At 73.9% G+C, this 16,558-nt stretch carries 18 protein-coding genes and 4 tRNA genes; 7 read left to right on the top strand and 15 right to left on the bottom strand.

Annotated features, from left to right (window positions below):
* Position 1 precedes the first annotated feature (1 nt).
* Positions 2 to 1,285, bottom strand: coding sequence for an acetyl-CoA C-acetyltransferase (locus G8D98_RS02510; RefSeq protein ID WP_166098576.1), 1,284 nt, complete (start codon positions 1,283 to 1,285; stop codon positions 2 to 4).
* Positions 1,286 to 1,387: 102 nt separating this feature from the next.
* Here G8D98_RS02510 and G8D98_RS02515 point away from each other — a divergent pair, with 102 nt between their 5' ends.
* Positions 1,388 to 2,029, top strand: a complete 642-nt coding sequence (locus G8D98_RS02515; RefSeq protein ID WP_166098578.1) for a TetR/AcrR family transcriptional regulator — start codon at positions 1,388 to 1,390, stop codon at positions 2,027 to 2,029.
* Between the two features lie 5 nt (positions 2,030 to 2,034).
* On the opposite strand, the gene G8D98_RS02520 is transcribed toward G8D98_RS02515, so the two are convergent.
* From G8D98_RS02520 to G8D98_RS02560, 9 genes are all read right to left on the bottom strand, one after another.
* Entirely contained in the window at positions 2,035 to 3,294 is a 1,260-nt protein-coding gene (locus tag G8D98_RS02520) for a class I SAM-dependent methyltransferase (RefSeq protein WP_166098580.1), read from the bottom strand.
* Positions 3,295 to 3,315: 21 nt separating this feature from the next.
* Positions 3,316 to 4,713 (bottom strand): FAD-binding oxidoreductase, encoded by a 1,398-nt coding sequence (locus G8D98_RS02525; RefSeq protein ID WP_229661691.1) that lies wholly within the window; start codon positions 4,711 to 4,713, stop codon positions 3,316 to 3,318.
* Positions 4,710 to 5,048: a hypothetical protein gene (locus G8D98_RS15420; protein WP_166098583.1), complete on the bottom strand. Its 339-nt coding sequence runs from the start codon at positions 5,046 to 5,048 to the stop codon at positions 4,710 to 4,712. The genes G8D98_RS02525 and G8D98_RS15420 overlap by 4 nt, the downstream gene beginning before the upstream one ends.
* Positions 5,049 to 5,326: 278 nt before the next feature.
* A tRNA-Val gene (locus G8D98_RS02535) sits at positions 5,327 to 5,400 on the bottom strand.
* A 69-nt stretch (positions 5,401 to 5,469) separates the two neighbouring features.
* Positions 5,470 to 5,913, bottom strand: coding sequence for a TIGR02611 family protein (locus G8D98_RS02540; protein ID WP_229661690.1), 444 nt, complete (start codon positions 5,911 to 5,913; stop codon positions 5,470 to 5,472).
* On the bottom strand, positions 5,910 to 6,752 hold the full coding sequence (locus G8D98_RS02545) for an aminotransferase class IV (protein ID WP_166098585.1): 843 nt from the start codon (positions 6,750 to 6,752) through the stop codon (positions 5,910 to 5,912). The genes G8D98_RS02540 and G8D98_RS02545 overlap by 4 nt, the downstream gene beginning before the upstream one ends.
* A 3-nt stretch (positions 6,753 to 6,755) precedes the next feature.
* Entirely contained in the window at positions 6,756 to 7,790 is a 1,035-nt protein-coding gene (locus G8D98_RS02550) for a chorismate-binding protein (RefSeq protein WP_229661689.1), read from the bottom strand.
* Between the two features lie 41 nt (positions 7,791 to 7,831).
* On the bottom strand, positions 7,832 to 9,682 hold the full coding sequence (locus tag G8D98_RS02555; protein WP_166098590.1) for a phosphoenolpyruvate carboxykinase (GTP): 1,851 nt from the start codon (positions 9,680 to 9,682) through the stop codon (positions 7,832 to 7,834).
* A gap of 257 nt (positions 9,683 to 9,939) precedes the next feature.
* On the bottom strand, positions 9,940 to 10,827 hold the full coding sequence (locus G8D98_RS02560) for a fructose bisphosphate aldolase (RefSeq protein ID WP_166098592.1): 888 nt from the start codon (positions 10,825 to 10,827) through the stop codon (positions 9,940 to 9,942).
* A 184-nt stretch (positions 10,828 to 11,011) separates the two neighbouring features.
* Here G8D98_RS02560 and G8D98_RS02565 point away from each other — a divergent pair, with 184 nt between their 5' ends.
* Positions 11,012 to 12,130: a permease gene (locus G8D98_RS02565; protein WP_166098594.1), complete on the top strand. Its 1,119-nt coding sequence runs from the start codon at positions 11,012 to 11,014 to the stop codon at positions 12,128 to 12,130.
* A gap of 27 nt (positions 12,131 to 12,157) precedes the next feature.
* On the opposite strand, the gene G8D98_RS02570 is transcribed toward G8D98_RS02565, so the two are convergent.
* Positions 12,158 to 13,033 carry an SDR family oxidoreductase gene (locus G8D98_RS02570; protein ID WP_166098596.1) on the bottom strand — a complete coding sequence of 292 codons (876 nt, stop codon included), beginning with the start codon at positions 13,031 to 13,033 and terminating at the stop codon, positions 12,158 to 12,160.
* A gap of 174 nt (positions 13,034 to 13,207) precedes the next feature.
* Between G8D98_RS02570 and G8D98_RS02575 the strand changes: the two genes are divergently transcribed.
* Together G8D98_RS02575 and G8D98_RS02580 are read left to right on the top strand one after the other, a co-directional pair.
* Positions 13,208 to 14,215 (top strand): SDR family NAD(P)-dependent oxidoreductase, encoded by a 1,008-nt coding sequence (locus G8D98_RS02575; protein ID WP_166098599.1) that lies wholly within the window; start codon positions 13,208 to 13,210, stop codon positions 14,213 to 14,215.
* Positions 14,216 to 14,277: 62 nt separating this feature from the next.
* Entirely contained in the window at positions 14,278 to 14,985 is a 708-nt protein-coding gene (locus G8D98_RS02580; protein WP_166098601.1) for a ZIP family metal transporter, read from the top strand.
* Between the two features lie 24 nt (positions 14,986 to 15,009).
* On the opposite strand, the gene G8D98_RS02585 is transcribed toward G8D98_RS02580, so the two are convergent.
* Positions 15,010 to 15,210 (bottom strand): DUF4177 domain-containing protein, encoded by a 201-nt coding sequence (locus tag G8D98_RS02585; protein ID WP_166098603.1) that lies wholly within the window; start codon positions 15,208 to 15,210, stop codon positions 15,010 to 15,012.
* A 135-nt stretch (positions 15,211 to 15,345) separates the two neighbouring features.
* Between G8D98_RS02585 and G8D98_RS02590 the strand changes: the two genes are divergently transcribed.
* The 3 genes from G8D98_RS02590 to G8D98_RS02600 all read left to right on the top strand — a co-directional run bounded on the left by G8D98_RS02590 (position 15,346) and on the right by G8D98_RS02600 (position 16,147).
* The gene (locus G8D98_RS02590) at positions 15,346 to 15,492 is read left to right on the top strand and encodes a hypothetical protein (protein WP_166098606.1); all 147 of its coding nucleotides are present in this window, start codon (positions 15,346 to 15,348) and stop codon (positions 15,490 to 15,492) included.
* Between the two features lie 40 nt (positions 15,493 to 15,532).
* Positions 15,533 to 15,901, top strand: coding sequence for an iron chaperone (locus G8D98_RS02595; RefSeq protein WP_229661727.1), 369 nt, complete (start codon positions 15,533 to 15,535; stop codon positions 15,899 to 15,901).
* Positions 15,902 to 15,976: 75 nt separating this feature from the next.
* Entirely contained in the window at positions 15,977 to 16,147 is a 171-nt protein-coding gene (locus G8D98_RS02600) for a hypothetical protein (protein ID WP_166098613.1), read from the top strand.
* Between the two features lie 123 nt (positions 16,148 to 16,270).
* On the opposite strand, the gene G8D98_RS02605 is transcribed toward G8D98_RS02600, so the two are convergent.
* The 3 genes from G8D98_RS02605 to G8D98_RS02615 form a co-directional block, all read right to left on the bottom strand.
* Positions 16,271 to 16,345 (bottom strand) — tRNA-Val (locus G8D98_RS02605).
* A gap of 16 nt (positions 16,346 to 16,361) precedes the next feature.
* Positions 16,362 to 16,432, bottom strand: a tRNA-Cys gene (locus G8D98_RS02610).
* A gap of 23 nt (positions 16,433 to 16,455) precedes the next feature.
* A tRNA-Gly gene (locus G8D98_RS02615) sits at positions 16,456 to 16,528 on the bottom strand.
* Positions 16,529 to 16,558 lie beyond the last annotated feature (30 nt).

Consider the following 16,558-nt stretch of genomic DNA (forward strand, 5'->3'; position numbering starts at 1 on the left):
CTCAGGCCGCCTCGAGGATGGCGACGACACCCTGCCCGCCGGCGGCGCAGATCGAGACGAGCCCTCGCGCCCCGGACCCCTTCTCGTGGAGGAGCTTGGCGAGGGTGGCGACGATCCGCCCGCCCGTGGCGGCGAACGGATGGCCGGCGGCGAGCGAGGAGCCGGTGACGTTGAGCCGGTCCCGGTCGATGGCCCCGAGCGGCGCATCGAGCCCCAGCCGCTCGTGGCAGAACTCCTCGTCCTCCCATGCGGCAAGCGTCGTGAGCACGGTCGAGGCGAACGCCTCGTGGATCTCGTAGAGGTCGAAGTCGGCCAGGGTGAGCCCCTGACGCGCGAGCAGCCGCGGCACCGCGTACGCCGGTGCCAGCAGGAGGCCCTCCTCGCCGCCGACGTAGTCCACGGCGGCGGTCTCGGCGTCGACGAACCAGGCCAGCGGGGTCAGGCCGTGCGCCTGCGCCCACTCCGGCGTGCCGAGCAGGACGGTGGAGGCGCCGTCGGACAGTGGGGTGGAGTTGCCGGCGGTCAGGGTCGCCTCGGGGCCGGTACCGAAGGCCGTGCGCAGCGACGCCAGCTTCTCCAGCGTGGTGTCCGGGCGCAGGTTCTGGTCACGGGTGAGGCCGAGGTAGGGCGTCACGAGGTCGTCGAAGAAGCCGCGCTCGTAGGCCGCGGCGAGGTTGTGGTGGGAGGCCAGGGCGAGCTCGTCCTGCGCCTGCCGCTCGATGCCCCACCGGGCGGCCGTGAGCGCCATGTGCTCCCCCATCGACATGCCGGTGCGCGGCTCGGTGGCGGCGGGCACCTGGACGCCGAGGTCGGTGGGCCGCAGGGCGGCGGCCGCCCGGGCCCGCTGGCCCGCGGTGCGGGCGCGCGAGAGCCGCAGGAGCTTCCGGCGCAGCCGCTCGGGGACGACGACGGGCGCGTCCGAGGCGGAGTCCACGCCCCCCGCGATGCCCGAGTCGACCTGCCCGAGCGCGATCTTGTTGGCCACGAGGACCGCGGCCTCGAGCCCGGTCCCGCAGGCCTGCTGGACGTCGTAGGCGGGGGTCTGCGGCGACAGGCTCGAGCCGAGCACGGCCTCACGGGTGAGGTTGAAGTCGCGGCTGTGCTTGATGACCGCTCCGGCCGCGACCTCGCCGAGCCGCTCCCCCGCCAGCCCGTGCCGGGCGACGAGCCCCTCGAGCGCTGCGGTGAGCATGTCCTGGTTGGAGGCCTCGGCGTAGGGGCCGAACTGGCGGGCGAACGGGATCCGGTTGCCGCCGAGGACGGCGGCGCGGCGGGTGGTGGTCACCGGGAGGTGCTCCTTCGCGGGGTACGGGCGGCGGCACGGGGACCGCCGATATCCGGTACCGACGGTACACGGTACCGAGCGTCCCTGCTACCGTCGGGACCCGTGACCTCCGCCGCCCAGCCCGACGGGCGCCGTGCGCGCTGGGACGAGCACCGCCTCGCCCGGCGGCGCGAGCTCGTCGAGGCGGCCGTGGCCGCCGTCCGCGAGCACGGCGCGGCCGTCGGCATGGACGAGATCGCCGCCGTCGCGGGCACCTCGAAGACGGTCGTGTACCGGCACTTCGGGGACCGCGCGGGCCTCTACGCCGCGGTCGCCGACCGGGTGGACGCGACGATCATCCGCAGCATCACCCGCGCGGCCGGCGGCGCCGAGGCCGGCCCCCTCCCGCCGCGCGAGGTCGTCCGGGCGGCGATCGGCGCCTACCTGCACCTCGTCGAGAGCGACCCTCAGGTCTACCGCTTCATCGTCAACGCGCCACTGCTGGCCCCCGGTGAGCGCCCCGAGGGGGACGTCACCGCCGGGATGACCGGGCGGGTCGCCGAGCACGTGGCGCGGATCGTGCGCGACGGGCTGCGCGGCCGGGTCGAGGAGCCCACGGCCCGGCTGTGGGGCGTGGCGCTCGTCGGCATGGTCCGCGCGGTCGCCGACGCCTGGCTCGCCGAGGGCGCGGCGGACGGGCGCACTGCGAGCGACCTCGCGGACGCGCTCACTACGCTCGCGTGGGACGGCCTCTCGCCGAGCTGACCGCCTCAGGCGCTCCACCAGGGCCGCAGCGGACGGCCGTGGTTCCCGGTCTCGTCGGTCTTGGCGGCCAGGACGTGGTGCAGCTGGATCTCGTTGCGCTCGAACGCCAGCCGCGACCCGGCCATGTAGAGGCCCCACACGCGGGCGGTCCCCTCGCCGACCTCGGCCACACACTCGTCCCAGTGCTCGACGAGGTTGGCACACCAGCCCGCGAGGGTCTTGGCGTAGTGCTCGCGCAGGTTCTCCTCGTGGAGCACCTCGAGCCCGACGTCCTGGACCTCGGTGATGATCCGCCCGGACCCGGTCAGCTCGCCGTCGGGGAAGACGTACCGGTCGATGAACGCCCCGGTGGAGGTGGGCCGGTTGTGCGGTCGGGTGATGCAGTGGTTGAGCACCAGCCCGCCGGGGCGCAGCCGGTCCTTGATGAACCCGAAGTACGCGGGGTAGTTCCGCACCCCGATGTGCTCGGTCAGGCCGATCGAGGAGAGAGCGTCGAACCCGGTCTCGGTGACGTCGCGGTAGTCGCTGTGGCGCACCTCCGCGAGGTCGGAGAGCCCCTCCTCGGCGATGGCCTTCTGGGCCCACAGGGCCTGCTCGCGCGAGAGGGTGACACCGAGGGTCGAGACCCCCTGCCGGGCGGCGTAGCGCACCATCCCGCCCCAGCCGCACCCGATGTCGAGCAGGCGGTCCCCGGGCCGGAGGCCGAGCTTGTCGAAGACGAGCCGGTACTTGTTCTCCTGGGCCTGCTCGAGGGTGGCCTCGGGCGTGGGGTAGCAGGCGCACGTGTAGGTCATCGACGGGCCGAGGACCAGCTCGTAGAACCGGTTCGAGACGTCGTAGTGGTGGTGGATCGCCTCGGCGTCGCGGGTCAGGGAGTGGCGCAGCCCCTCGGCGACCCGGCGCCAGCGCGGCAGGCTCTCCTGCGGCGGCGGGGGCGGCGGGGTGAGCCCCTTGACCCCCAGCAGTCGGGCGAGCTCGACGACGTCGTCGCGGCCGGGGCGCCGGTAGCGGATCCTCGACATCGCCGCGAGCACCTCGTACGGGTCGCCGGGGTGGACCCCGTCGACCGTCAGCTCCCCGGTGAGGTAGGCACGGGCCAGGCCGAGGTCGCCCGGGGCGGTCGCGACGTAGGACACCCCGCGCTCGGACTCGACCCGCAGCCGGTACGGGGCGTCGGTCGGGCCGGCTGCGGACCCGTCGTAGGCCTCGAGCCGCACGGGCAGCGGTCCGTCGACGACGGACTCGACGATGGTGGCGATGCTCACGCTCTCTCCTCCAGGGTGTGGTCAGGCACCGCGCACGGCCTTGGCGTACAGGTCGGGCAACCGGTGGTCGGGGTCGAAGCGCTCCTTGAGCGCCGGGTAGTGCGCGCCGCCGTAGTGGCGCCAGAAGGTCTCCTCGTCGTAGAAGGCCTCCGAGTAGAGGGACTTGTGCCCGCCGAGCTCGCTCACCTCGTCCTCGATGCGGCGGTTCGCCGCACCGGGCGGCGCGGCGGGGTCGGCCGGGACCGTGGACCAGAAGCCGACGTTGACGTAGCGCTCCCCCGGCTGGAGCGGGTAGAGGGTCCACGCCTGCTCGCTGCGCAGCTGGAGCGGGCAGAGCCAGACCGGCTCGATGGGCACCTCGCGCAGGAACCAGCGCAGGAAGTCGGCGGTGCGCTCCAGCGGGATCTCGACGTCCTGGACGACCCGCTCGCGCGGTGGGCGGCCCTTGCGCGCCTCGAGCCGGTCGGCGACGTCGAAGCGCCGGTCGAGGGCGACGAGCTTCCAGTAGACGCTCGAGCGCAGCCAGCGCCGGGGCCACAGCCGCCGCACCAGGGGGTTCTGGGCACCAAAGGCCCGGCTGCACCAGAACCAGTCGGTGTCCCAGCGCCAGAGGTAGTCGTGCGTGGTCAGGGTGTCGCGGGCCGGCCGGGGGGCGTCGTGCTGGATCGAGCGGTAGAAGACCCGCTGGCCGGTGTAGTCGCTCGTCGGCCCGGGCTCCTCCGAACGCCGGCCAAGGACCAGGTAGGACTCGTCGGCGCTGAAGACGACACCGTCGAGGTAGTCGACGGCCTCGCCGTCGTGCTCGCCGCTGTCCATCACCGCGCCGACGGCCGCGACGAGGGCGTCGAGGTCGTGGAAGCGTACGTGCCGCAGGCTCACGGTGCGCCCGACGGGCTCGAGCTCGATCCGCAGCCGGGTCGCGTACCCGAGCGTCCCGTAGGAGTTGGGAAAGCCCTGGAACAGCTCGGGGTGCCGGTCGGTGGGGTCGGTGGTGACCACCTCACCGGCGCCGGTGAGCACGTCCATCTCGAGGACGGACTCGTGGGGCAGCCCGTTGCGCCACGAGGTCGACTCGATGCCGAGCCCGGTGACGGCGCCGCCGAGGGTGATGGTGCGCAGCTGGGGGACGACGAGCGGGGTCAGACCGTGCGGGAGGGTCGCGTCGACCAGGTCCTCGTACGTGCACATCCCCTGCACGTCGGCGGTGCGGGCGTCGGGGTCGACGGCGACGACGCCGGTGAGGCCGCTGGTGTCCAGCCCGGGCACGTCGGTGGCGGTGCGCCCCCGGAAGAGGTTGCTCGTGCGCTTGGCCAGCCGGACCGGGGCACCCTGCGGGATGGCGTGGTAGCTCGCGACGAGCCGCTCGACGCCGGCCTCGTGGGCCGCTCGGCCGGTCGTCGGCGCTGAGGTCACCGTCACGAGGGGTCCTCCACGACCTCGACCAGGTCTCCGACCGTGACCGTCCCCGCCTCCCCCACCGCGGCGTAGAGCCCGGGGCACGCGTTGCCCGTGCCCTCCACGGCGAGCAGCACGCCGCCGACCCGGACGACGTGGCCGGCGAGCGACTCGACCTGGGCCGTGGGGGCGTCGAGGACGAGGTTGGCCCGGGTGTGCGGGGAGTCGGCCCCGACGATGGAGACCGCCGCCTTCTTCGGCCGGTCGCCGGTCAGCCCGGCAGCGCCGACCCGCGAGCTGGTGTGCGCCCGGCCGTCGCGCCCCCGCTCCGGGTAGGTGTGGATGGCGCGGACCGACATCTGCATCCCCTATGCATACACCCGAGACGGTGCCGCTGCGTGACGCACCCCACGCTGCGGGCACTGCCCCCCACATATGACGAGGCCGACACCCGGGTCAGAGTGTCGGCCTCCTCACCACGCCCACCCCCTTCGTCCCTGCCCGATGGGGGTGGTGCGGTACTCACCAGTATGCACCGCTTCTTGACTGTTAACAGAGAATCTCTTTACTTTCTCTTTACTCGTCTCACGCCTCGGTCATCACCGACCTCGGGCGGCTCGACGGGCAGGACCCCGGGTGGATGTGGAGGGACTCGAACCCCCGGCCTCTCGCGTGTGAAGCGAACGCTCTAACCAGCTGAGCTACACATCCGGGTGCCTTGCGGCGTGCCGAGGATACCCGGCGCCGTCGCGGCGTGGAAATCGGCTGTGCCCCGGCGGCTCACAGCCAGAGGTTGGCGTGCAGCCAGGCCGCGACGCCGTCCGGGACGATGCCGGGCACACCCATCACCTTGGTGACGCCCCACAGGACGGCCGCGACGAACGCGAACGTCGCGAGGGCGACGCCGGCCTGGGTCCACCGGGACTGGGCCCGCACCCACTGGTCCCACTGGCGCACCTTGTCCTTGACAAACTCCAGCAGCCGAGCCGCCGGCTCGAACTCCGATGACCACACGGCGATCCCGAGGATGACGATGAACCACCCCGGCCCGGGCAGCGGCACGAGGAGCAGCCCTCCCCCGACGAGCACGAGACCGAGGACGGCCACCGCGGCGCGCAGCACGTGCCGGGTCGTCGGGTTGTTGCGCAGCCGTCGCCGCCACTCCCACTCGTCGTCGTCGCCGGCGGGGCGGAAGAACTCCCGACGGTGCTCGGACGCGCTCACGGGTCCACCGTGCGGGCCGCGTGCGTGGCCCAGATCTCGCGCACCGCGGTGGTCACCGGGCCGGGGGCCGCCAGCTCACGGCCGTCGAGCACCGAGACCGGCAGGACGTCCTTGACCGAGGAGGTGAGGAAGACCTCCTCGGCCTGCGCGAGCACCTCCAGCGGCAGCGTCTCCTCACGCACCTCGAGCGCCTCGGCCCGGCACCACTGCAGGACGAGCTCGCGGGTGATGCCGGCGAGGCAGCCGCTCTCCACCGGCGGCGTGCGCAGGACTCCCCCGGTGACGACGAAGACGTTGCTCCCGGTCCCCTCGCACAGCTCGCCGCGGGTGTTGGCGAAGAGCGCCTCGAGCGCACCCTGCTCGTGGGCCCGGGCCAGCGCGACGACGTTCTCGGCGTACGAGGTCGTCTTCAGCCCGGCGGTGGCCGAGCGCTCGTTGCGCACCCAGGGCACGGTGACGGCGGCACCGGAAGGCGGCGGAGGGTCGTGGGCGACCGCGGTGACGACGTAGGTCAGCCGCGAGGCCTGCCGGTCCGAGCCGAGGGGGCCCCGCCCGGCGGTGACGGTCCACCGCAGCCGCCCGAAGGGGATGGGCTCGCCCGCGAGCACCGCGGCGATACCCTCCCGGACGCGGTCGTGGTCGGCGGCCGGCAGCCCGAGACCTGCCATCGAGCGGTCGAGGCGGGCGAGGTGGCGGGAGAGCGCGAACGCCTCGCCGCCGTCCACCTTGGCGGTCTCGAAGACGCCGTCCCCGACGGTCACGCCGTGGTCGAGCGCGCTGAGCGCCGGCTCGTCGGGCGCCACCCTGGCGCCGTCGACCCACACCCGGACCTCGCTCATGCCTCACACCCTTCCAGACGCGGCCCCCGCGCCGGCGGCGAGCCCGACGAGCCGAGCCGCCTTCAGCTCGGTCTCGTCCCACTCGGCAACGGGCGAGCTGCCCCAGGTGATCCCCGCCCCCGTGCCGAACCGCAGCACCCGGGTGCCGTCCGCCCGCCGCGCGGCCCAGAACGTCCGGATGCCGACCGCGAGCTCGGCCTCGTCACGGTCGGCGTCGACCCACCCGACCGCGCCGCAGTACGGACCCCGAGGCACCGGCTCGAGGTCGGCGATGGCCTGCAGGGCGGTGTGCTTGGGCGCACCGCTCACCGAGCCGGGCGGGAACGTGGCCTCGAGCACCTGTGCCCAGGTGGCTCCGGGGCGCAGGTGCCCGGCGACGTCGGAGACCAGATGGACCAGGCCGGGGTGCCGCTCGAGCCGGCAGAGCGCCTCGACGATGACCGTTCCCGGGGTGCTGACGTGCTGGAGGTCGTTGCGGACGAGGTCGACGATCATGACGTTCTCCGCGTAGTCCTTCGCGAGCAGCCCGTCCGCCGCCACGGCGGTGCCCTTGACCGGGCCGGAGACCAGGCGCGCGCCGTGCCGCCCGAGGTATCGCTCGGGCGAGGCACACGCGACCTCGACCCCGGCCTCGGGCAGGTCCAGGGTGGCCGCGAACGGCGCGGGGTTGCCGGTGGCGAGGCGCTCGCCGAGCGCCAGCAGCGAGGCGTCCTCGGGCAGCTCGTGCTCGAGGACCCGGCAGAGGTTGACCTGGTAGACGGTGCCCGCGGCCACCCGGCGGCGGACCTCGGCGACCCCGGCGAGGTACTCGGCCCGCTCGAGGCTGCTCGTCCACGGGCCGGCGAGCCTCGGCCACGGGTCGCGACCCCCCGGGGGCCGGCCGGCGGGAGTGCGCTCGACCTCGGCCATCCGCACGGCGGTGAGCTCGCCCTCGAAGGTGACCACCACCGCCCAGAACCCCTCGGTCAGGTCGTCGGCGTCGTGGGTGACGGCCTCGACCCCGCGGGCCTGCACCGCTGCGAACCGCGCGACCGCCACGCCGAGCATCGTAGGGCCCGGGGTGGCGGTCGCAGGACGGCTCAGGCGGTGACGGTGGCCTCCTGGTCGAGAGCGGCCGCCACCCGGCGGTGTGCGGCCCAGATCTCCTCGGGCAGGTCGGCGAACTGCTCCAGGTGCTCCCGACGGTGGTCCATCTCCTCGCGCCAGCGTTCGACGTCGATGCTGAGGATCGTCTCGAGGTCGCCGTCGTCGATCTGGAGACCCTCGAGGTTGAGCTCCTCGCGCAGCGGCACGACGCCGACCGGGGTCTGCCGCCCGGTGACCTCACCCTTCTTGAGCTGGACGAGCCACAGCAGCGCCCGCAGGTTCTCCCGGTAGCCCGGCCACAGGAAGTGCCCGTCCTCGGGGTCGCGCTGGAACCAGTTGACGTGCGCGAAGATCGGCTGGTCGCTGGTGGCGCCGACGATGTCGAGCCAGTGCTGGGCGTACGCACCCTCGGGGTAGGACATGAAGGGCCGCATCGACATCGGGTCGTACCGCAGCTTGCCCTCGACGCCCTCGGCGGCGAAGGTCGCCTCGGCGCCGAGGGTGAGCCCGTCGTACACGCCCTCGGCGAGGTCGGTGATCGCCCGCACGAGCGGTTCGCGGTCACGGGTGCGACCGCCGAAGATGATCGCGTCGATCTTCACACCCTTGGGGTCCTCGAAGTCCTCGGCGACGTTGGGGACGTTGGCCAGGGTCGTCGTGAACCGGCTGTTCGGGTGGGCCCACGGCTCCCCCGCCTCGTCGGGGTTGCGGTCGGCGATCAGCTCGCCCTTCCAGTCCCGCCAGCCGGTGACGTCCTCGGGCGGGTTCGGCGTGCGCCCCTCCCACCACACCTCGTGGGTGTCCTCGTTGTAGGCGATGTTCGTGAAGAGGGCACCGGTCCCGGGCGCCACCGCCTCCAGCGCCGTCGGGTTGGTCTTCTCGTTGGTGTCCTTGGCGACGCCGAAGACGCCGTTCTCGGGGTTGAGCCCGTAGAGGCAGCCGTCCTCGCCGACCCACAGCCAGGCGATGTCGTCACCGTAGAAGGAGACGTGGTAGCGCTCGCCGAGGGCGTCGGGCGCGAGGGTCATCGCGAGGTTGGTCTTGCCCGAGGCGCTCGGGAACCCGCCGCAGACGTGGTGGGTCTCGCCGGTCTCCTTGTCGGTGATCCCGAGGAGCATGAACTGCTCGCCGAGGAACTCCCGAGAGGCCCATCCGTCGTACGCCGCCTGGCGCAGCCCGTGGGCGATCTTGCCGAGCAGCGCGTTGCCGCCGTAGGAGGAGCCGAAGTGCAGGATGGTCCGCTCGTCGGCCACCGTGACGAAGTAGCGCTTGTCGTGCGGCGTGCCCTGGCCGAGGTTGGGCAGGTCGCCGGTGACGTGCACGGCGCGCACGAACATCTCGGGGTCGGCGAGGTGGTTGATCAGGTCGACCCCGACGCGCGCCATCCGGATCATGTGCAGGCACACCGTGCGGTTGTCGGTCAGCTGCACCCCCGCCGCGAACCGCTCCAGCGGGGACCCCAGCGGTGCCATGAGGTACGGGATGACGTACATCGTCTTGCCCGCGAGGGCCCCCTGCATGTGTCCCTCGACGACGGGGCGGATCTCGTCGCTGTGCCGCCAGTTGTTGTAGACGCCCTCGTCCTGCGGGCGGCTCGTCGCGACGATGGTGCGCTCCTCCGAGCGCGCGGTGTCCTTGGCGTAGCTGCGCGAGTAGTACAGGCCCTCACCGGCCGGCTGGATCTCCCCCGAGGCCAGGGACTCCTCCACCAGCCGGGCGTCGTCGGAGGCGCTGACGACCTCCACCCGCTCGGCGCCGAGGAAGTCCGCCCAGTGGCGGACGTACTCGCGCACGCTGGTGTTGGTCAGCCCCGCATCGTCCAGGGACTTGTCCAGGTCGGCCACAATGCTCACCCTTTTCGGTCGTCATGCCGGTCAACCCGAGGACAGAGCCACGACGTGTCCGCCCCTCGAGGTAGCCCATTGCACCGCACCCGCGACGAGGGGGTCCACAGCGGAAGCGCTTAGATCCGGGAGTCCTTGGTCACATCCGGCCTCCAGGGGGCGAGACTCCGGTCACATCGGCGCTCTGCGGCGACTTCCGCTGTGCGACAACGTTGTCAGCGACGGGCTCCCGTGCCGGCCGCGGTCGCGGCGCCCGCTCAGGTTGCCGAGGCCGCCCTGATGGCCTCGATCGAGGCGTCCAGGGCCGCGTCGAACTCGGCCTGGCTCATCTGCGCGCTCAGCCCCTCGGTCAGCGCCCGCGAGAAGCTCGCGATGACGCCCTCGGCCCGGCGGAGCCGCTCGACGGCCTCTTCGCGGGAGTACCCGCCCGAGAGGGCCGCCACCCGCAGCACCCGCGGGTGCGCGAGCAGGCGACGGTGGCCGTCGTCCGCCTCGGGCAGGGTGAGCTTGAGGACGACGGAACGGTCCTCGGCGAGGGCGTCGAGGTGCACGAGGAGGGCACGTTCGAGCAGCTCCTCGGCGGTCGCCTTCTGCGGGCAGTGGATGTCGACCTCGGGCTCGACGATCGGGACCAGGCCCGCGTCGAGGATCCGGCCGGCCAGCTCGAACTGCTGGTCCACGACGGCGTCGATACCGGCGGGGTCGGCCTCGAGGACGAGCGAGCGCATCTTCGTCCCGAACACCCCGTGCGAGAGGGCCCTCTCGAGCAGCGCGTCGAGCCCCGGGACCGGCTTCATCAGCCGCACGCCGTCGGCCGGCTCCGCCAGGCCCTTGTCCACCTTGAGGAAGGGGACGATGTGCTTGCGCTGCCACAGGTACTCGGCCGAGCCGAGGCCGTCGATCTCGCGGTCCATCGTCTGCTCGAAGAGGATCGCGGCGAGGATGCGCTCGCCGTCGAAGACGGGGCTGGTGATGATCCGGGTGCGCATCTGGTGGACGAGGTCGAACATCTCCTCCTCGCCCGAGTAGCTGTCCTCCTCGATGCCGTAGCGCCGCAGGGCTCCCGGCGTGCTCCCGCCGCTCTGGTCGAGGGCCGCGATGAAGCCGGCCCCGGTCGAGACCTTGGCGAGCATCTCCTGGTTCACGATGGGCTCCTCTCTGCGGAGGGCCGTCGCCGACGGGTGCGGGCGCACCGCCCACCGCCACCTCTCCAGCGTGCGCCGCGGCCGGGCCCGGGGCAAGGACGGGGGTCACATCAGGGGGTGTGCGCCCCGAGCACCGGGTACGACACTGCACGCAGGAGCACCGACCCCGCGAGGAGCGACGCCGATGACCACTCCCCCGCCCCGGCCCGCGCCCCCCGGGCCCGAGGACCCGTCCCCCGGCAGCGCGGCGGACGCCGGCGCGCTCCTGCGGGTGCGCCTCGCCGGTCTCGCCGTCCTCGCCGTGCTCGCCGTGGCCGGGCTGCTGTGGGCGAAGTGGCTGCCCTACGGCGGCAAGGTCGAGGGGCTCGCGACGAGCCGCCACTGGAGCGGGTCGGCGATCTTCGGCGCGAGCGGCGCGCCGGGGTCGCCACCGTCCCTCGCCGGGGCCGTGGAGTTCACCCGGGCCTACGCCGCCGCGGTGTGGAAGGCGGCGGTCGTCGCCGTCGTCCTGGCCGCCGCCCTCGAGGCGCTCGTGCCGCGGTCCTGGCTGCTGCGCCCGCTCAGCCGCCCCGGGGCGCTGCGCCAGGGCGTCACCGGCGGCCTGCTCGCCATGCCGAGCATGATGTGCACGTGCTGCACCGCGCCGGTGACCATCGGGCTGCGCCGCCGCGGCGCCCCGGTCGCCGCCAGCGTCGCCTACTGGCTCGGCAACCCCGTGCTCAACCCGGCGGTGCTCGTCTTCCTCGCGCTCTGCCTGCCCGGCGAGCTCCTCGCCCTGCGCGTGCTCGTCGGGGTACCCCTCGTCCTCGGCGCCGCCGTGCTCGCCTCGCGCCTGGCCGCAGGCCGCCCCGCCGACCCGAGCGGGCTCGTCCCCGTCACCGACGAGCCCACCGGCGGGCGGCAGATCGCGGCACGCTTCGGGCGATCGCTCGCGCGCTACCTCGTGGTCGTCGTGCCCGAGTACCTCGTCGTCGTCCTGCTGACCGGCGCGGTGAGTGCCTGGCTGTCGGACTGGACGGGCCTGGGGTCCCTCGCGGGGCCGCTGGCGATCCTCGTCGTCAGCGTCGTCGGCGCCCTCCTCGTCATCCCCACCGGCGGGGAGATCCCGGTGGTCGCCGGGCTCGCGGGTGCCGGGCTGGCCACCGGCTCGGCCGCCGCCCTGCTCATCACCCTCCCCGCGCTCAGCCTGCCCTCGGTGGTCATGGTGGCGCGCAGCCTCACCTGGCGGGTCACCCTGGCCGTGACCGGGCTCGTCGTGCTCGCCGGGGTCGCCGCGGGTCTCGTCGCCCGGGTCGTCGGCTGACGCTGCCCGCCTGGGCGCCGCCCCCGCTCAGAAGACCGGCTTGCCGCCGGTGACGCCGAGGACGCTGCCGGAGACGTAGCGCGCCTCGTCCGAGGCGAGGAAGAGGAAGGCCGCCGCGACCTCGACCGGCTGGCCGGGCCGCCCGAGCGGGGTCGTGGTCCCGAAGGACTCGACCTTCTCGGCGGACATCGTCGCGGGGATGAGCGGCGTCCAGATCGGCCCCGGCGCGACGGCGTTGACCCGGATCCCCCGCGGTCCGAGCTCCTGGGCGAGGTTGACGGTGAGGTTGGTCAGCGCACTCTTGCTCGCGGCGTAGTCGAGCAGGTGGTCGGCCGGCTCGTAGGCCTGGACGGACGTCGTGACCAGGACGTTGCCCCCGGAGCTCTCGAGGTCGCCGACGAGCTCGCGCACGAGCCAGAACGTCGCGAACACGTTGGTCGCGAAGGTGCGCTCGACCTGCTCGGGAGGGAAGTCCTCGAGGCGGTCGTGGGTCATCTGGTAGGCGGCGTTGGAGACGAGGACGTCGACGCCGCCGAGGTCGGTGCGCGCCCGCTCGGCGAGCTCACGGACCGCGTCGTGGGTTCGCAGGTCGGTCTCGTGGAGGACCGCGAGACGTCCCTCGGCGGCCACGAGCTCGGCGGTGACGCGGGCGTCCTCGGCCTCCTCGGGCAGGTGGGCGACGAGCACGTCGGCCCCTTCACGCGCGAAGACGAGGGCAACCGCCCGGCCGATGCCGGAGTCGCCGCCGGTGACGAGCGCGCGCCTGCCCGCCAGCCGCTCCCGCCCGACCCACGAGTCGACGCCGTGGTCGGCAGGCGGGTCGAGCGCGGCCTCCGAGCCGGGCCACCGCTGCTCCTGCGGGGGCGGGCCGTCGGGCATGGGGCCGTCGGCCGGAGTGCTCATGCGTCCCTCCGGGCTCGGCGGGACGGTGCACCGGCGGGTGCGGTCGTGGGCTGGCGTGCTGCGGGCATCGCGGCTCCTTCGGCGGTGCGGTGGTCACCTCACCGCTACCCGGTTCGGCGGCGGCCATGCGCCCCGGGTTGGTTGGGCCCGACGCACCGGGGGTAGCGAGGTGCCATGCCCCTCCCCGGCCCCTCGGTCGCCCTCGTCGCCGGAGGCTCCCGCGGCCTCGGCCTGGCCGTCGCCCGCGAGCTGCTCTCGCGAGGGTGGCGGGTACACGTCGCAGCCCGGGATGCCGCCGAGCTGGAACGGCTGGCGCACGAGGCCACCGCGGGGCTGCTGCGCACCCACGTCGTCGACGTCGCGGACGCCGAGGCCGTCGGGCGGCTCGTCGGCGCCGTGGTGGAGGCCGACGGGCGGGTCGACGCCGCCTTCCACGTGGCGGGAACCATCCAGGTCGGCGCGCTCGAGTCGGTGACCCTCGGGCACGTCGAGGAGGCGATCGGCACGATGCTGTGGGGGCCGGTGCACCTCAGCCTGGCCGTCCTGCCGGCGATGCGTCGCCAGGGGCGGGGCCGGATCGGCGTGGTCTCGTCGGTCGGGGGCCTCGTGGCGGTCCCGCGGCTGCTTCCGTACAGCATCGCCAAGTTCGGCGCGGTCGGGCTCGCCGAGGGGCTGGCCGCCGAGCTCGCCGGCACCGGGGTCACCGTCACCTCGGTCACGCCGTGGCTCATGCGCACCGGTGGCCACGAGCACGCGCACTTCACGGGCGACGGCGCCGCCGACCACGCCTGGTTCGCCCCGGGCGCCTCGCTGCCCGGGCTGACCGTGCCGGCCGAGCGGGCGGCCCGGCGCATCGTCGACGGCGTGCTCGCGGGCCGGGTGGTCGTCGACACCTCGCCCCTGCCCCGGCTGGCCCGCGTCGTCCACGGGCTCGCCCCCGCCACCACGGTGCGCGCCCTCGGGCTGGCCGCCCGGGTGCTCCCCGGGGCTGCGCCCCGCCGCGACTGGCGCGCCCGGGACGCGCCACACACCGACGGCCACGCCGTCGCCCACCGCCGCGGCGACCGGGTGCTCGGGGTGCTCACCGCGGCGGGACGACGAGCGGCGCGCCGGCTGAACCAGCCGGCGGCCCGCCCGACCCCCGAGGAGGTCGCGGCGCCGCCGGACGCACGAGGAGACTGACCCCCGTCCCCGCGGGTCCACGCAGCCGCCGCCCGCCACGCCCGGATCTCACAAGGACGCCCATGCTCACTGCTCTGCTCTGGGGGGCCCTGGCCGCCTCGTCGCTGCTCGTCGGGGCGGCGCTCGCCGCCGTCCGGCCGTGGCGCCCCGCCCTCGTCGGGACCGTCCTGGCCTTCGGTGCCGGCGCCCTGATCTCCGGTGTCGCCTACGACCTCGCCGAGGAGGGGCTGCGGCAGTCCGGGGCGCTGCCCGTGGCGGTCGGCATCACCGTCGGCGCGCTGAGCTTCTACCTCGCCAACCGTGCGGTGGGCCGGCTCGGCGGACGCGACCGCGGCTCGGGAGCCGGGCTGCCGCTGGCCGTCGGGGCGCTGCTCGACGGCATCCCCGAGCAGGCGGTCCTCGGCATCGGGCTGGCCTCGGGCGACGGGGTGAGCATCGCCCTGCTCGTCGCGATCTTCATCTCCAACGTGCCCGAGGCCGTCGGGTCCTCGGCGGACATGCTGACCGGAGGCCGCTCGCGGCGTGGCGTCCTCGCCCTGTGGGCTGCGGTCGGGCTGGTCTGCGTGGCCGCGACCGTCGCGGGCTTCTCGCTCGCCGACGTCGCGGGCCCGCAGCTCTCGGGCGGGATCGACGGGTTCGCGGCCGGGGCCCTGCTCGTCATGCTCGTCGACGAGATGGTCCCCGAGGCGCGCAGCAAGACCGGCACGTGGGCGGGGCTCGTGACGGTCCTCGGGTTCTCGCTCGCTGCGGGGCTCTCCCAGCTGACCTGAGCCGGCCGCGACGTCGGCGCCGGGCTACCCGACGCGTTCGAAGGTGACGAGCAGCCCCTCGACGCCACCGGGACCCATGCGTCCCTTGACGTCGGCTGCCGTGATCGCCTTGAGCTGCCATCCCTCGCGCGCGTGCTCGTTGAGCACCTTCTCGAGCCGCTCGCCGGACATCTTGCCGCCGATCATCTTCTCGCGGAGCTCGACCACCTTGTACTCGTAGGCCATCCTCGGGTCCTCCTGTCACCTGGGCGTGCCGTCCTGTGACCGTAGCCGCATCGGGCCCTGGCCTGCCGACGGGTCGCCGGCATCGAGCAGGATCGGAGAAGCATCCGCCGGCCCGAGCGGCCTATCGTGAGCGTCATGACGGTCACCCTCGGCAGCGACGAGGAGCCCGGCGTCGCCCTCGCGCCGTGCGAGCCGCGGGCCGCCCGCCGCCCGCGGGACTGCACCGTCCGGGGCCTCTCCGGCAGAACGGTCCAGGTCATGGCCGCGGAGCCCTCGCCGTGAGGCCCGCGTACGTGGGTCGTGGGAGGCGATAGCCGTGCCGATGCCCCGGCGAGCGAGCGTCGACGACTTCTTCGCCCGGCTCGAGGACGTCCAGCGTCCTCATCTGGAGGCGCTGCGGTCCTTGAGCGTCCGGGTTGCCCCCGACGCGCGCGAGGAGCTGAAGTGGAACCTGCCCACCTACGTCCGGGGCGAGAGGAGGACCCTGTGGATGCTGCAGAACTTCGCCAGGCACTGCTCGCTGCGCTTCTCCCCGGAGTTCTTCGCCACGCAGCGGGCGGCGGTCCTCGCGGCCGGCCAGGAGTGTGGCGCAGGGTTCGTCAGGCTGCCCTACGACCGTGAGCTCCCCGTGCCCCTCCTGGAGTCCCTCATGCGCGCTCGCCTGGCCGACAGCGACCCGACCGGAGGCTGACCGCCGACCGTCGCCCGTGCTCGGTACCCCAGCGGTCGTCACCGCCGTCCGTGCGGCCGCTACCGCACTGCCGGCGTGGTCATCGAGGTCGACTCTCTCGAGGTGCTGCCGTTCTCGGCCGTCACCGACGAGGACGTGGCCGCATCGGGCGAAGCCGACCCTGAGGCACTTCGGGACCGGGCGGCGCACGCCGGGCCGATCCGCGAGGACACCCTCGTCCACCGGGTCGAGTTCCACGTCGTGTAGACGCGTGTGGCGGGCTCGACGCGTCCGGCGCCGCTCGGCTGCGGCAACGCGCGGTGCGCCCGGGGCGACCGGTACGAGAACGGCCCCTGGCCCGCGTCTCCGCAGGTCAGGGGCCGTTCGTCGTGGTGGGCGATACTGGGTTTGAACCAGTGACCTCTTCCGTGTCAAGGAAGCGCGCTACCACTGCGCCAATCGCCCGTGGGGGTCCTACTCGAGGTGGAGACGGGATTTGAACCCGTGTACGCGGCTTTGCAGGCCGCTGCCTCGCCTCTCGGCCACTCCACCATTGGGGGCGGCTAAACCCTCCGAGCGGATGACCGGCCTCGAACCGGCGACCTCAACCTTGGCAAGGTTGCGCTCTACCAACTGAGCTACATCCGCGTGCGTCGAGAGGCCATCCGCGGGCGGCGT

The sequence above is a fragment of the Phycicoccus endophyticus genome, assembly GCF_011326735.1.
Taxonomy (GTDB): domain Bacteria; phylum Actinomycetota; class Actinomycetes; order Actinomycetales; family Dermatophilaceae; genus Phycicoccus; species Phycicoccus endophyticus.